The following is a 13551-nucleotide window of genomic DNA, read 5'->3' on the forward strand; positions in this document are numbered from 1 at the left end:
AACCGAACGATCGGTCGGTAGGGAGTCCGATGACCGCAGTGACGGCAGGGACGGCAGAGACCACGGGCGCGCCCGGCGTGTCGGACGCGGCCGTGGCGGCGGAGCAGGCCGCCTACGAGGCCGTGTTCGACGCCGCAGTGGCCGCCGACGAGCGGATCGAGCCGCGCGACTGGATGCCCGAGGCCTACCGGGCCTCACTCGTCCGGCAGATCGCGCAGCACGCCCACTCAGAGATCATCGGCATGCAGCCGGAGGCGAACTGGATCACCCGCGCGCCCTCGCTGCGGCGCAAGGCGATCCTCATGGCCAAGGTCCAGGACGAGGCCGGCCACGGCCTGTACCTGTACAGCGCCGCGGAGACCCTCGGCACCAGCCGCGACGAGCTGCTCGACAAGCTCCACTCGGGCCGCCAGAAGTACTCCTCGATCTTCAACTACCCCACGCTGACCTGGGCCGACGTCGGCGCGATCGGCTGGCTGGTGGACGGCGCCGCGATCACCAACCAGGTCCCGCTGTGCCGCTGCTCCTACGGGCCGTACGCCCGGGCCATGGTCAGGGTCTGCAAGGAGGAGTCCTTCCACCAGCGCCAGGGGTACGAGGCACTGCTCGCCCTCTCCCGCGGCACCGAGGCCCAGCACGCCATGGCGCAGGACGCGGTGGACCGCTGGTGGTGGCCCTCGCTGATGATGTTCGGCCCCCCGGACGACGAGTCCACCCACACCGCCCAGGCGATGGCCTGGAAGATCAAGCGGCACTCCAACGACGAGCTGCGGCAGCGCTTCGTCGACATCGCCGTGCCCCAGGCCGAGGCCCTCGGACTCACCCTCCCCGACCCCGACCTCAAGTGGAACGAGGAGCGCGGGCACTACGACTTCGGCGCCATCGACTGGGCCGAGTTCTGGGACGTCCTCAAGGGCAACGGCCCCTGCAACGAGCAGCGGCTGAGCCGCCGGCGCCAGGCCCACGAGGACGGCGCCTGGGTCAGAGAAGCCGCGGCGGCCTACGCCGAGAAACACCGCGTGGACAAGCACCACGCCGAGCAGCACCAGCACACCGGCAAGCACGGGGAGGCACAGGCATGACGAGCGACGGTTGGCCGCTGTGGGAGGTGTTCGTGCGCTCCCGCCGCGGACTGTCCCACACCCACGCGGGAAGCCTCCACGCACCCGACGCGGAGATGGCCCTGCGCAACGCCCGTGACCTGTACACCCGCAGGAGCGAAGGCGTCTCGATCTGGGTCGTGCCCTCCGCCGAGATCACCGCCTCCTCGCCCGACGAGAAGGACCCGTTCTTCGAGCCGGCCGCGGACAAGCCCTACCGCCACCCGACGTTCTACGAGATCCCGGAGGGGGTGAAGCACCTGTGAGCACCACCCCGGCCCCGAGCGGGGCAGCCGTGATCACCGGCGCCGCCCTCGCCCTCGGCGACGACGCCCTCGTGCTCTCCCACCGCCTGGGGGAGTGGGCGGGCTCCGCCCCCGTCCTCGAGGAGGACGTCGCCCTGGCCAACATCGCGCTCGACCTCCTCGGCCAGGCCCGCGTCCTGCTCTCCCTCGTCGGCGACGAGGACGAACTGGCCTACCTCCGCGAGGAGCGCTCCTTCCGGAACGCCCAGCTGGTCGAGCAGCCGAACGGCGACTTCGCCCACACCATCGCCCGACAGCTCTACTTCTCCACCTACCAGCGACTTCTGTACGGTCAGCTGGCCTCCGGCGACGGACCCTTCGCCGGCCTCGCGGCCAAGGCCGTCAAGGAGGTCGCCTACCACCAGGACCACGCCGAGCACTGGACGCTGCGCCTCGGCGACGGCACCGACGAGAGCCACCGCCGCATGCAGCAGGCCTGCACCGCCCTCTGGCGGTACACGGGCGAACTGTTCCAGCCCGTCGAGGGAATCGACGTGGACCACGCGGCCATGGAGAGCGCCTGGCTGGCCTCGGTGACCGACGTCCTCGGCAGGGCCACGCTCACCGTGCCCGAGGGGCCGCGCACCGGCGCCTGGGCAGCGGGCGCCGGCCGGCAGGGCCTGCACACCGAGTCGTTCGGACGGATGCTCGCCGAGATGCAGCACCTCCACCGCAGCCACCCGGGGGCGACATGGTGACCACGACGGCCCTGGAGGAGGAACTGAGCCGGATCGCCGGCGCCGTCCTCGACCCCGAACTGCCCGTCCTCACCCTGGCGGAGCTCGGCGTCCTGCGCGGCGTCCACGTCACGGGACCCGGCCGGGTCGAGGTCGCCCTCACTCCCACGTACACGGGCTGCCCCGCCGTCGAGACCATGTCCTCGGACATCGAGCGCGCACTCCACGAGCACGGAGTACCGGAGGTCTCCGTCGTCACGGTCCTCGCCCCCGCCTGGTCCACCGACGACATCAGCGAGGAAGGGCGCCGCAAGCTCGCCGAGTTCGGCGTCGCGCCGCCCCGCCCCCAGGGCCCGGCCGGCGGCCCGGTACCGCTGACCCTCGCGATCCGCTGCCCCAACTGCGGCTCCACCGAGACCGAACTCCTCAGCCGATTCTCCTCCACCGCGTGCAAGGCCCTGCGCCGCTGCACCGCCTGTCGCGAACCGTTCGACCACTTCAAGGAGCTGTAGATGGAGTCCTCAGGCGTGGGCGCCCGGGTCGGCGGACGGGCCGGGTTCCATCCCCTCAGGGTGAGCGAGGTCGAGCAGCTCACGGACGACTCCGTGGCGGTCACCTTCACCGTCCCGCCCGAGCTCCACGACACGTACCGGCACCTCCCCGGCCAGCACCTCGCCCTGCGCCGCACCGGCGAGAACGGCGAGGAGATCCGGCGCACGTACTCGATCTGCGCCCCCGCCACCCCGGCCGGCGAGGCCCCCGTCCTGCGCGTCGGCATCCGGCTCGTCGACGGCGGCGCCTTCTCGACGTACGCCCTCAAGGAACTGGCCGTCGGCGACCTCGTCGAGGTCATGGAACCGATGGGCCGCTTCTCGCTCACCCCGCGCCCCGGCCACTTCGCGGCCGTCGTCGGCGGCAGCGGCATCACCCCGGTCCTGTCGATCGCGGCCACCCTGCTCGCCCGCGAGCCCGAGGCCCGGTTCTGCCTGATCCGCAGCGACCGCACCGCCGCGTCCACGATGTTCCTCGACGAGGTCGCCGACCTGAAGGACCGCTACCCCGGCCGCTTCCAGCTGGTCACAGTCCTCTCCCGGGAGGAACAGCAGGCGGGCCTGCCGTCCGGACGGCTCGACCGCGAGCGCCTCACCTCGCTCCTGCCCTCGCTGCTGCCCGTCGAGACCATCGACGGCTGGTTCCTCTGCGGCCCCTTCGGACTCGTCCAGGGCGCCGAGCACGCCCTGCGCGGCCTCGGGGTCGACCGCGGCCGGATCCACCAGGAGATCTTCCACGTCGACGATGGCTCCGCGCCCACCCCGGTCCCCTCCGCCGAAACCCCTGCGCACGCCACTCTGACCGCCACCCTGCACGGCCGGTCCGGCACCTGGCCGGTGGACCGCGGCGAGACCCTCCTCGACACGGTGCTCCGCTCCCGCGCGGACGCCCCGTACGCCTGCAAGGGCGGCGTGTGCGGCACCTGCCGCGCCTTCCTCGTCGGCGGAGAGGTGCGGATGGACCGCAACTTCGCGCTGGAACCGGAAGAGACCGAAGCCGGCTACGTCCTGGCCTGTCAGTCCCACCCGGTCACCCCGGACGTGGAGCTGGACTTCGACCGCTGACACAGGAGAAGCCGGCGCCACGCCCCGACCCGACTGTGGCGCCGCCATTCCCTTCCACTAGAACCTGTTCTATCTTGACGAACCGTCAGGAACAGCAGGGGCACAACGGGAGGGCAGGGCAGTGGACTTCACCTTCACCGAAGAACAGCAGGCGGCCGTCGAGGCCGCCAAGGCGGTCTTCTCGGGCGTCACGCCCGACGCGGTACCGAGCCCCGCCCTCACCGCGGGCGCCGTGTCCGAGGACCTCGACCGACCGCTCTGGTCCCGCCTCGCCGCCGCCGACCTCCTCGGCCTCGTGGTGTCCCCGGAGCACGGCGGCGGCGGGCTCGACCCCGTCGCCCTCTGCCTCGTCCTGCGCGAATCGGCCCGCGTCCTGGCCCGCGTCCCCCTCCTGGAGACCAGCGCCGTCGCCATGACCGTCGAGCGGTACGCGCCCCCGAACACGGCCGCCGTACTGCTTCCCCGCGTGAGCCGCGGCGAACTCGTCCTCACCGCCGCCTCCCAGGGACGCACCGGCCACGACCCCGCCGAACGCGCCGTCACCGCACGCCGCGACGGCACCGACTGGGTCCTCGACGGCCTGCAGACCGCCGTCCCCTGGGCCCATGGCGCCGACCTCATCGCCGTACCGGCACACACCCCCGACGGCGCCACCGTCCTCGCCCTGCTGCCCCGCGCACACGACGGACTGACCCTCACCGCGCAGTACTCCACCAGCGGCGAACTCCTCGCGGAACTACGGCTCGACGCCGTCCGCCTCGACAGCACCGACGTCATCGACACCGAAGGCGCCTGGGACTGGCTGCGCGGACTCCTCACCACCGGCACCTGCGCGCTCGCCCTCGGCCTCGGCGAGGCCGTCCTCACCATGACGAGCCAATACACCGGCAAGCGCGAACAGTTCGGCCACCCCGTCGCCACCTTCCAGGCCGTCGCCGTCCAGACCGCCGACCGCTACATCGACCTGCGCGCCATGGAGGTCACCCTCTGGCAGGCGGCATGGCGTCTGGCCGGCGGAGCCGAAGCGGCACTCCCCGCCGAAGGGGACATCGCCGTCGCGAAGATCTGGGCCTCCGAAGGCGTACGTCGGGTGGTGCAGACCGCCCAGCACCTGCACGGCGGCTTCGGCGCCGACACCGACTACCCGCTGCACCGCTTCCACGCCTGGGCCAAACACCTGGAGCTGTCGCTCGGCCCCGCCGCGGCCCACGAGGAGGCCCTGGGCGACCTCCTGGCCGCCCACCCTCTCGACTGAGCCCCGACCGGAGCCGGTCGGATCCGGTCGGATCCGGGCAGGGCGGGGCGGGGCCGGTCGAAGCCGGTCGGGCCCGGTTCCGTCAGAGAACGAAGGCCGGGTTTCCGGTACCCGCCACCATCGGGCGCCCGGCACCGTCCCAGGCGAGCATGCCGCCCTCGACGTTCACCGCGTCGAAGCCCTGCTGCACCAGGTACTGCGTGACCTGCGCCGACCGGCCACCCACCCGGCACATCACATACGCGCGACCGCGCTCGGCCACCGCCTCGGTCACCTCACCGAAGCGCGCCACGAAGTCGCTCATCGGCACGTGCAGCGCGCCGTCGACATGCCCGGCCGCCCACTCGTCGTCCTCCCTGACGTCCAGCACCAGGGCATCGGCCGGCACGGAAGCCGCGTCCACCGAGGGCAGAGGGGAGAAATTCATGGGACCGGCCTTCTCTCGATCAGTACCGCCCGAAGGGTCTCGAGCGCACGGAAAAACCTACTGCACCAGCCCGGCCAGCTCGCTCTCCCGCTCGGAGACCTGTGCGAGCAGCTGCTCCGCGATCTCCTCCAGGAGACGGTCCGGGTCTTCGGGCGCCATCCGCAGCATCGCGCCGATGGCACTCTCCTCCAGATCGCGCGCCAGCGCCGACAGCATGTCCTTGCGCTGCGCCAGCCACTCGAGGCGCGCGTACAGCTCTTCGCTCTCGCTGAGCCGTTCCTCGGCCGGCACGGGACCGGCCTCCCACTCGGCGGACAGCTCGCGGAGGACGGCCTCGTCGCCGCGGGCGTAGGCGGCGTTCACCCGGGTGATGAACTCCTCGCGCCTCTTCCGCTCGTCCTCCTCGCGGGCCAGGTCGGGGTGGGCCTTGCGGGCCAGTTCCCGGTAGAGCCTGCGGACCTCCTCGTTGGGACGGACCCGCTTCGGCGGCCGCACCGGGCGGTCGGTGAGCATGGCCTCGGCCTCGGGGGAGAAGCCGTCGGAGTCGATCCAGTCGTGGAACAGCTCGTCCACCCCGGGCATCGGCATGACCGCGGCCCGCGCCTCCTGTGCACGCCGAAGGTCCTCGGGATCACCGGTCCGCGCCGCCCGCGCCTCGGCGATCCGGGCGTCGAGCTCGTCGAGCCGCGCGTACATCGGGCCGAGCTTCTGGTGGTGCAGCCGCGAGAAGTTGTCCACCTCGACGCGGAAGGTCTCGACGGCGATCTCGAACTCGATCAACGCCTGCTCGGCCACCCGAACGGCCCGCTCGAGCCTCGCCTCGGGCCGCTCGTCCTGCTCGCCCCGCGGCGTCTCGCCGACCGGCGCCTCGTCCCGGCCCGTCTCCTGCTGCGGCGACCCGCTCGCGGACGACTGGTCCTGAGGCAGCTCGCTCTCGGACGACTGGTCCTGAAGCGGCTGGTCCTGAAGCGGCTCGCTCGCGGACGGCTCGTCCTGAGGCAGCTCGCTCTCGGGGTTCTCGTTCGCACCCTGGTGCACGCTCACGTCTACGCCCGCCCACGTCCTCGTTCCGGCTCGTCCCACCCAGCCTACGGTCCTTCCGAGGGGGCCTCCCCCCCTCCCCTCCCCCTCCCCACCCTCCCCCTCGTGCCCCGGACCGGGGCATCACGCCGCAGCGCTCGTCCTCCCCGTGCCGTGGCGTCGCGCCGGCGCGGACCGCTGTGCCGTCGAGGCGTCGCGCCGACACGGACGGCTCCGCCGTCCGGCGTCGCGTCGGCGCGGCCTCCGGCCTTCTCGGGTCGGCGGTCAGACGCCCAGTTCTGCCGCGATCCGGCCCGCTCGGACGGCGGTGAGCAGGTCGGCGTGGTCGGCGGTGGTGCGGTCCGCATAGGAGACGGCGAACGCGGCGACGGCCTCGTCGAACTCCTCGTTCTTCCCGCAGTACCCGGCTATCAGGCGCGGGTCGGCACTGTGGGCGTGAGCGCGGGCGAGCAGCGCTCCGGTCATCCGGCCGTAGTCGTCGACCTGGTCCACGGTGAGCGCGGCGGGATCGACACTGCCCTTGCGGTTGCGGAACTGGCGCACCTGGAAGGGGCGCCCCTCCACCGTGGTCCACCCGAGCAGGATGTCGCTCACGACCTGCATGCGCTTCTGTCCGAGCACCACACGGCGTCCTTCGTGGCCGGCGTCCGGTACATCGAATCCGGCGGTCGGCAGGTGGGGCAGCAGCGCGGACGGACGGGCCTCCTTCACCTGGAGGACGAGTGCCTCGCCCCGGTGGTCGAGGAGCAGCACGACATAGGAACGGGTGCCGACGCTTCCGGTGCCGACGACCCGGAAGGCGACGTCGTGGACGGCGTACCGCGCGAGGAGCGGCAGCCGGTCCTCGGACACGGTCTCCAGGTAGGGGCCGAGGGAGGCGGCGACTGCGGCCGCCTCGGCGTCCGGGACCCTCCGCAGGACCGGGGGAGCGTCCACGAAGCGGCGGCCGCCGCCCTCGGCGTCGGTGACGGCCTCGGTGGAGCGGGCGGCGAACCGGGCGCTGGTGTTGTTGCGGGCCTTCGCGGAGACCCGTTCCAGGGTGCCGAGGAGGTCGCGGGCGTCGGTGTGGGAGACGAGTTCCTCGTCGGCGATCGCGTTCCAGGCGTCGAGGGCGGGGAGCCGGGCGAGCAGCCGCATGGTCCGCCGGTAGGCGCCGACGGTGTCGAAGGCGGCGGCCCGGCACACGTCCTCGCTCGCGCCCACTTCCCGGCCGACGAGGACGAGGGAGGTGGCGAGCCGCTTGAGGTCCCATTCCCAGGGGCCGACGACGGTCTCGTCGAAGTCGTTGAGGTCCATGACGAGCCGGCCGCGCGCGTCTCCGTAGAGCCCGAAGTTGGCCGCGTGGGCGTCGCCGCACAGCTGGGCGGCGATCCCGGTGACGGGGGTGCCTGCGAGGTCCTGGGCCATGAGCCCGGCCGCTCCGCGCAGGAAGGTGAAGGGGCTGGCCGCCATCCTGCCGACCCGTATCGGTGCGAGTGCGGGGACGCGGTCGCGGTTCGACTCCTCGACGGCCCGGACGGCGTCGGGCCGGTCGGCGGCGAGGGCGGGCTGGCGGTGGGCGGAGCGCGGAACGCGCTCGCGGAGTGCCTTGCCGCGCTGCTTGGGGGAGGCTGCGGCTGTCCTGCCGTCGACGGCGGCGCGGCGGGCGAAGCCCGGCACGTGCGGCACGCGCACGTCGTCCGAGCCGCTGTCCGACCCGCCGTCCGGTGCTCCGGCCATGCCGCGCTGTCCCGGCATGACGACCTGGTTGTCGTCCATGGCCTGCCCTCCCCCGATGAGAAAGTCCAACATCATCCGGCCTGAAGGTACCGCCGCACCCGAGGGGTCGTCTCCCCCTGTGGACAAGCACCTGTGGATAACTCCTCGGAGGGAAGCAGCGTCCTCCGTCTCCTCCGCTGACCCACTCTCTGTCCCCCCGTGAGCGGCGCATCGCGGGCAGCGCATGCAAGCGGCCTCGTACGGCCCGCTACAGCCCCGCGTCCCGTGCGAGCAGTGCCGCCTGGACCCGGTTCTCGCAGTCCAGCTTGGCGAGGATCCGGCTCACGTACGTCTTCACCGTGGCCTCGCTCATGTGCAGCCGCTTCCCCGCGTCCGCGTTGGAGAGCCCTTCGCCGAGCAGCGCCAGCACATCGCGCTCCTTGTCGCTCAGGCCCGCGACCCGCCCCCGCGCCTCCTCGGCGCGGGCCGCCTCCCGGCCCGTGGCGAGCCGCTCCACGACATGCCGGGTCGCCGCCGGTGACAGATACGCGTCGCCCGCCGCGGCGGCCCGGACGGCCCGGATCAGCTCCGCGGGTGCCGTGTCCTTCAGCAGGAACCCGGCGCCCCCGTGCTCCAGGGTGCGCAGGACGTTGTCCCGCTCTCCGAAGGTCGTCAGGACGATCACCCGGGCCGTCGGCGCCGCCCGGCGCAGCTCCGGAAGCGCGGAGAGGCCGTCGAGCACCGGCATCTGGATGTCGAGCAGCACCACGTCGGCGGCGTGCGCCCGGGTCGCCTCGACCGCCTCCCGGCCGTTGGCGGCCTCGGCGACGACCTCGATCTCCGGGTCAGAGGTGAGGATCATCCGGATCCCGGCCCTGATCAGCGGCTCGTCGTCGGCGATCACGACCCTGATGGGCTGCCCTGCCACAGCTACTCCCCACGGCTCCGGTACGGGCGGGTCGGCGCTAACGCGCCTCGACCTCGTACGACTTCTTCTCGATCAGCTTGCCGTCCTTGAAGCAGAACCGGAAAACGGGCTCCTTCTCGAAGGTGTCGCTCAGCTCCGAGGACATCAGCACCAGGCAGTCGGCGCCCTCCGGCTGTGCCGGTCCCTTGCCGCTGAGTCCGGCCGTGGCGATCGTGTCGCCGGACGGGAGCTGGCCGCGTACGTCCTTCTCCGGGGCCCCGACCTTCACCGCGTCGTACTGCGCGGGCTCGATCATCCCCTCCTTCACCGATCCCATCAGGAAGTAGATGCCGAGGCCCGCCGCCACCACCAGCAGGACGAGCGCCGCGAACGCGATCCCGCAGCCGAGCGCGATCGAACCGCCCGTGCTTCTGCCTCTTCCCCCGCGTACCGCCATGGCCAGCTCCCGCTCGGTGAATGTCCAGTCGGCCGGTCCGACCACGACCGGACGACCATCGCCCACCAGCGGTTTCGTGGTCTGCTGCCGGAAGTCGTCGGCCGCATCGACCAAAGGCGCTGCTTCCGCGAGGGGCGCCGCCCCGTAGGGCAGCATCCCGGCCACCCGGAAGCCGCCGCCGTCGGCCGGACCCGCATGGCACATGCCGCCCACCAGTCGGGCCCGCTCGGCGAGACCGGTCAGCCCCTGTCCGCCGCTCACCACGTCCTTCGCCGGCTCGTCCGTGGGTCTCTCGTTGAGGACTTCGACGACGAAGGTGTCCGGCTCGTACCGCAGGTCGACGCCGATCGCCGCCCCCGGCGCGTACTTGTAGGCGTTGGTGAGGGCCTCCTGGACGATCCGGTACGCGGCGTGGTCGGCGGCCGGAGCCAGTGACCGCTCCTCCCCCGACCGTCTCAGGCCGACGGAGGTGCCGGCCGTGCGTGCCGCCTCCACGAGCCCCTCGATGCCCGCGATCCCCCGCGCCGCGCGGCCCGTCTCGTCCCCGGACCGACCGGGCGCCGCCGCCGAACCGTCGGCGGCCTCGATCCCGTCGCGCAGGATCCCGACGACCTCCCGCAGCTCGTGCATCGCGGTCACCGACGCGTTCCGCAGGACGCCGACGACCTCGCGCTGGCGCTCGCTCAGCTCCCGGTCCACCTCCAGGGCTCCGGTGTGGACGGCGATCAGGGCCAGTTGGTGCCCGAGGCTGTCGTGCATGTCCTGGGCGATCCGCTGCCGCTCCCGCAGCCGCGCCTGCCCGACCACCATGGTCCGCTCCCGCAGCAGCTGGGCGTTGCGCTCCTGGAGCGCGTGCAGCAGGGTCCGCCGCTGGGTCCAGTAGCGGTGGGCGAGCCCGGGGGCCAGGGTGGTGCCCAGGTAGTAGAGGGTCGCCGTGAGGGCGATGGTGAGGAGTCGGCCCCCCTCCCAGGGCCCCACGAGACTCCCCCCGACGTTCAGGACGAAGGCGGCGATGAACGCGGCGAGCGCGCGGCCCGCCCCCGCGATGTACCGGCCGGAGGACCAGCCGACGACCAGCAGCAGGGGCCCGAAGCCGGGCACGAAGGGCGTGAGTCCCGCGGTCAGGACGAGGACGCTCGCGGGAAGTCTGCGCCGCACGAGGGACAGCAGGGCGGACCCGGCGGCGACGGCGCCCAGCACCCATCCCTCGCCGCCCAGGAGGTCCTCGGTCCCGGCGCCGAGCAGCGCGACGACCGCGGCGAGCGCCACCTCACCGGTGGTCCTGCGCCCCGACCACTGCCCCGGCACCGCGAACCACGCCCACCCTGCGGCGAGCGCGGCCGCGATCCGGTGCGCATTCCGGGTCCCCGACTTCGACATAACGTCCACGCTCGCACCGTAGGCGGCAGCCCGGCCCCGGGTCGTCCCACTTTCGTCGCACCCCTCGTCGACAAAAGTCGCACCCCTCGGACGCCCACCCGCAGCGCGCAGCACCACCTGCCACCGCAGCGCGCAGCACTACCTGCCACCCGCGGCTCTCAGCCCAGAGCTCGCGGCCCACGACTGTCCACTCGCGGCCCACGGCCGTCTATTCGAGCGCTCCCAGAACGGCGACCGCCCGCTCCAGGTACTCCTCGAACCGCGCCCTCTCCTCGGGCGTGAACTCGGCGCCCAGCGCCCCCTCGACGCGAAGCGCCGCCTTGTCGGCCTTCTTCACGACGGCCCGGCCGGCCCGGGTCGCCCTGTTCACCACGACCTTCTGGTGCAGTTCCGAGGGCTCCCTGACCACCAGGTCGGCCTTCTCCAGGTTGGTCAGAACCGTGGCCATCGTCTGCGGCGTGACCATGCACTCGCGTGCCAGCTGCGCCGCGGACATGCCGTCCGAGACCGACAACAGCATCAGGACCGCGTACTGCGGCACTGTCAGACCGAACTCCCGCAGCGCCTCCGTCTTGCGCCCGATCAGGGCCTGCTCGGCCCTCTTGATCGTGTGCCCGAGTCGACCTGCGGCGACCGTCTCCGTCGTCGTCTTCGCCATGTCAGCAGTCTCCCATAGGACAGAGGACGAACTAAGGGGCCGCGTCACGGCCACCGGCCCCCTCTCCCACCCCTCTCCACCAGCGGACCGCTATGCCAGAGTTCTGTCATAAAAACGAAGACTGCCACTAGTGAATGTCCATGTCTTATGGCAGAGTCCTGCCTGAACATGACGGGGCGTCCGGAACGCGGAACGAGCGCACGGACTCCACGGGGGCACAACGGGAGAGGCGGTGCGCATGACCATGCGCAGAATCCGACTGGGCTGCTCGGGACGGACCTTCGCGTCCGTCGGCATCGGCTGCATGGGCATGTCGTGGGGATACGACGAGCTCGGCCGGGACGAGACCGAGTCCGTCGCGGTCGTACGGCACGCCCTCGACCTCGGCGTCGACCTGATCGACACAGCGGACCAGTACGGCCCGTTCACCAACGAACTGCTGGTCGGCAAGGCGCTCAAGGGGTATCGCGAGAAGGCGCTGCTCGCGACCAAGGGCGGGCTCGTCGTCGACGACCCGGCCACCTACAGGAGCCACCGCGACGGCCGACCCGCGCATCTGCGCGCCGCCGTCGACGCGAGCCTGCGGCGGCTCGACGTGGACCACATCGACCTCTACCAGCTCCACCGCATCGACCCCGAGGTGCCGGTCGAGGAGAGCTGGGGCGCGCTCGCGGAGCTGGTGCGGGAGGGAAAACTCGGCGCGATCGGGCTCTCCGAGGCCTCGGTGGCGGAGATCGGCCGGGCCCACGCCGTTCACCCGGTGGCGTCCGTGCAGAGCGAGCTCTCGCTGGGTAGCCGGGACGCCCTCAAGAGCGGAGTGGTGGAGTACTGCGGGCGCGAGGGGATCGCGTTCATCGCGTTCGCCCCGCTCGGGCGGGGCTTCCTTTCCGGCCTGATCCGCAGCCCGCAGGACCTGCCGACGGCGGACGGACGGCACAGGATCCCGCGGTTCCAGCCCGAGGCCATCACCGCCAACCAGGCGATCGTCGACCGGGTCCGGACCCTGGCCGACTCCCTCGGTGCGACGGTCGCCCAGGTGGCGATCGCATGGGTGCTGGCCCAGGGCCAGCACGTGGGTGTCATCCCGGGCACCAAGACCCGCCGCTACCTGGAGGACAACGTGGAGGCCGGCTCCCTGACCCTCCCGCCGGAGGCCCTGGCCGAGCTCGCCGCCCTGCCGGAACCGGTCAGCGCGCGCTGAACACAACCACAGCCGATCGCCGCGCTGAACCCAACCCGCAGCCGGCCGGCGCGCGCTGAACACCACCACAGCCGATCGCCGCGCTGAACCCAACCCGCAGCAGGCCGGCGCACGCTGAACACCAAGGGTCCCAAGCCATGCGCATGCTCGTCCTGTCCGCCACCACCGGCAGGTTCGGAACGAACGTCCACATCGTCGCCGCCGGACCGGGGAGTCCCTGCCTCGTCGTCGATCCCGGGCACGACTCCCACGACGCGGTTCTGCAGGCCGTCCGCACCCACCGCCTCGAACCCGAGGCCATCCTCATCACCCACGGCCACATGGACCACACCTGGGACGCCGTTCCGCTCGCCCGGCACTACCGCGTCCCGGCCTGGATCCATCCGGCCGACCGCTACCAACTCGGCGCTCCCGCCGAAGGCCTGCCCGACTCGTTCCCCCGCGATCTGCTCGTGGGACACCCGGACCGGGAGCCCGACGAGGTACGCGAACTTCCCGAGCAGGGCGGAGAGCTGGCCTTCGCCGCAGGCACCGTCACGGTGCTGCACACGCCCGGGCACACCGGCGGCTCGGTGATGTTCCGCTTCGACGGCGGCGACGAGCCCCTGCTCGCCACCGGAGACACCCTGCTCGCGAGCGGCCGGGGCCGTGCGGACGCGCCGACCGCGAGTCCGACGAGCATGGAGGACTCCCTCCACATGGTCACCGGGCTCTGCCCGGAGAACACCCTGCTGCTCACCGGACACGGCCCCATGTCGTTCCTCGACCGGACGGGAATCCGATGACCCGCACCATCGCCGGGCGGTGGGTGTGACGTTGGTCATGGCGT

General features: G+C 72.3%; 14 protein-coding genes. 8 read left to right on the forward strand and 6 right to left on the reverse strand.

Going from position 1 to position 13551, the window contains the following annotated elements; genetic code table 11:
* Nucleotides 1-29 precede the first annotated feature (29 nt).
* The 6 genes from paaA (at nucleotide 30) to ACZ4XX_RS04395 (ending at nucleotide 4953) form a co-directional block, all read left to right on the forward strand.
* Complete coding sequence (gene paaA, locus ACZ4XX_RS04370) at nucleotides 30-1082, forward strand: 1,2-phenylacetyl-CoA epoxidase subunit PaaA (protein WP_468506475.1); 1053 nt, start codon at nucleotides 30-32, stop codon at nucleotides 1080-1082.
* Nucleotides 1079-1366, forward strand: a complete 288-nt coding sequence (gene paaB, locus ACZ4XX_RS04375; protein ID WP_055599070.1) for a 1,2-phenylacetyl-CoA epoxidase subunit PaaB — start codon at nucleotides 1079-1081, stop codon at nucleotides 1364-1366. The genes paaA and paaB overlap by 4 nt, the downstream gene beginning before the upstream one ends.
* Nucleotides 1363-2103 (forward strand): 1,2-phenylacetyl-CoA epoxidase subunit PaaC, encoded by a 741-nt coding sequence (gene paaC / locus ACZ4XX_RS04380; protein WP_468506476.1) that lies wholly within the window; start codon nucleotides 1363-1365, stop codon nucleotides 2101-2103. The genes paaB and paaC overlap by 4 nt, the downstream gene beginning before the upstream one ends.
* The gene (gene paaD, locus ACZ4XX_RS04385; protein ID WP_468506477.1) at nucleotides 2097-2594 is read left to right on the forward strand and encodes a 1,2-phenylacetyl-CoA epoxidase subunit PaaD; all 498 of its coding nucleotides are present in this window, start codon (nucleotides 2097-2099) and stop codon (nucleotides 2592-2594) included. The genes paaC and paaD overlap by 7 nt, the downstream gene beginning before the upstream one ends.
* A complete protein-coding gene (locus tag ACZ4XX_RS04390; RefSeq protein ID WP_468506478.1) occupies nucleotides 2595-3698 on the forward strand; it encodes a 2Fe-2S iron-sulfur cluster-binding protein in 1104 nt (367 codons plus the stop codon). It abuts the gene before it with no gap.
* 121 nt (nucleotides 3699-3819) lie between these two features.
* A complete protein-coding gene (locus tag ACZ4XX_RS04395) occupies nucleotides 3820-4953 on the forward strand; it encodes an acyl-CoA dehydrogenase family protein (protein ID WP_468506479.1) in 1134 nt (377 codons plus the stop codon).
* Between the two features lie 82 nt (nucleotides 4954-5035).
* Here the strand turns inward: ACZ4XX_RS04395 and ACZ4XX_RS04400 are convergent, their stop codons facing one another.
* The 6 genes from ACZ4XX_RS04400 to ACZ4XX_RS04425 form a co-directional block, all read right to left on the reverse strand.
* Nucleotides 5036-5380 (reverse strand): rhodanese-like domain-containing protein, encoded by a 345-nt coding sequence (locus ACZ4XX_RS04400; protein ID WP_467711088.1) that lies wholly within the window; start codon nucleotides 5378-5380, stop codon nucleotides 5036-5038.
* Between the two features lie 57 nt (nucleotides 5381-5437).
* Complete coding sequence (locus ACZ4XX_RS04405; RefSeq protein ID WP_468506480.1) at nucleotides 5438-6424, reverse strand: hypothetical protein; 987 nt, start codon at nucleotides 6422-6424, stop codon at nucleotides 5438-5440.
* Nucleotides 6425-6685: 261 nt separating this feature from the next.
* A complete protein-coding gene (locus ACZ4XX_RS04410) occupies nucleotides 6686-8179 on the reverse strand; it encodes a DUF2252 domain-containing protein (protein WP_468506481.1) in 1494 nt (497 codons plus the stop codon).
* 208 nt (nucleotides 8180-8387) lie between these two features.
* Nucleotides 8388-9047 (reverse strand): response regulator transcription factor, encoded by a 660-nt coding sequence (locus ACZ4XX_RS04415; RefSeq protein WP_468506482.1) that lies wholly within the window; start codon nucleotides 9045-9047, stop codon nucleotides 8388-8390.
* 37 nt (nucleotides 9048-9084) lie between these two features.
* Complete coding sequence (locus tag ACZ4XX_RS04420) at nucleotides 9085-10863, reverse strand: sensor histidine kinase (protein WP_468506599.1); 1779 nt, start codon at nucleotides 10861-10863, stop codon at nucleotides 9085-9087.
* A gap of 208 nt (nucleotides 10864-11071) precedes the next feature.
* Nucleotides 11072-11521 carry a MarR family winged helix-turn-helix transcriptional regulator gene (locus tag ACZ4XX_RS04425; protein ID WP_468506483.1) on the reverse strand — a complete coding sequence of 150 codons (450 nt, stop codon included), beginning with the start codon at nucleotides 11519-11521 and terminating at the stop codon, nucleotides 11072-11074.
* A 238-nt stretch (nucleotides 11522-11759) separates the two neighbouring features.
* On the opposite strand from ACZ4XX_RS04425, the gene ACZ4XX_RS04430 reads away from it, so the two are divergent.
* Nucleotides 11760-12722 carry an aldo/keto reductase gene (locus tag ACZ4XX_RS04430; RefSeq protein ID WP_468506484.1) on the forward strand — a complete coding sequence of 321 codons (963 nt, stop codon included), beginning with the start codon at nucleotides 11760-11762 and terminating at the stop codon, nucleotides 12720-12722.
* Nucleotides 12723-12859: 137 nt separating this feature from the next.
* Nucleotides 12860-13507 (forward strand): MBL fold metallo-hydrolase, encoded by a 648-nt coding sequence (locus ACZ4XX_RS04435; protein WP_468506485.1) that lies wholly within the window; start codon nucleotides 12860-12862, stop codon nucleotides 13505-13507.
* Nucleotides 13508-13551 lie beyond the last annotated feature (44 nt).

It is taken from the genome of Streptomyces sp. NPDC029956 (assembly GCF_055574655.1).

Coding starts and splice junctions, on each gene's coding strand:
- paaA (WP_468506475.1), top strand. CDS start 30: ATGACCGCAGTGACGGCAGGGACGGCAGAGACCACGGGCGCGCCCGGC.
- paaB (WP_055599070.1), top strand. CDS start 1,079: ATGACGAGCGACGGTTGGCCGCTGTGGGAGGTGTTCGTGCGCTCCCGC.
- paaD (WP_468506477.1), top strand. CDS start 2,097: ATGGTGACCACGACGGCCCTGGAGGAGGAACTGAGCCGGATCGCCGGC.
- ACZ4XX_RS04390 (WP_468506478.1), top strand. CDS start 2,595: ATGGAGTCCTCAGGCGTGGGCGCCCGGGTCGGCGGACGGGCCGGGTTC.
- ACZ4XX_RS04400 (WP_467711088.1), bottom strand. CDS start 5,380: ATGAATTTCTCCCCTCTGCCCTCGGTGGACGCGGCTTCCGTGCCGGCC.
- ACZ4XX_RS04410 (WP_468506481.1), bottom strand. CDS start 8,179: ATGGACGACAACCAGGTCGTCATGCCGGGACAGCGCGGCATGGCCGGA.
- ACZ4XX_RS04420 (WP_468506599.1), bottom strand. CDS start 10,863: ATGTCGAAGTCGGGGACCCGGAATGCGCACCGGATCGCGGCCGCGCTC.
- ACZ4XX_RS04425 (WP_468506483.1), bottom strand. CDS start 11,521: ATGGCGAAGACGACGACGGAGACGGTCGCCGCAGGTCGACTCGGGCAC.
- ACZ4XX_RS04430 (WP_468506484.1), top strand. CDS start 11,760: ATGACCATGCGCAGAATCCGACTGGGCTGCTCGGGACGGACCTTCGCG.
- ACZ4XX_RS04435 (WP_468506485.1), top strand. CDS start 12,860: ATGCGCATGCTCGTCCTGTCCGCCACCACCGGCAGGTTCGGAACGAAC.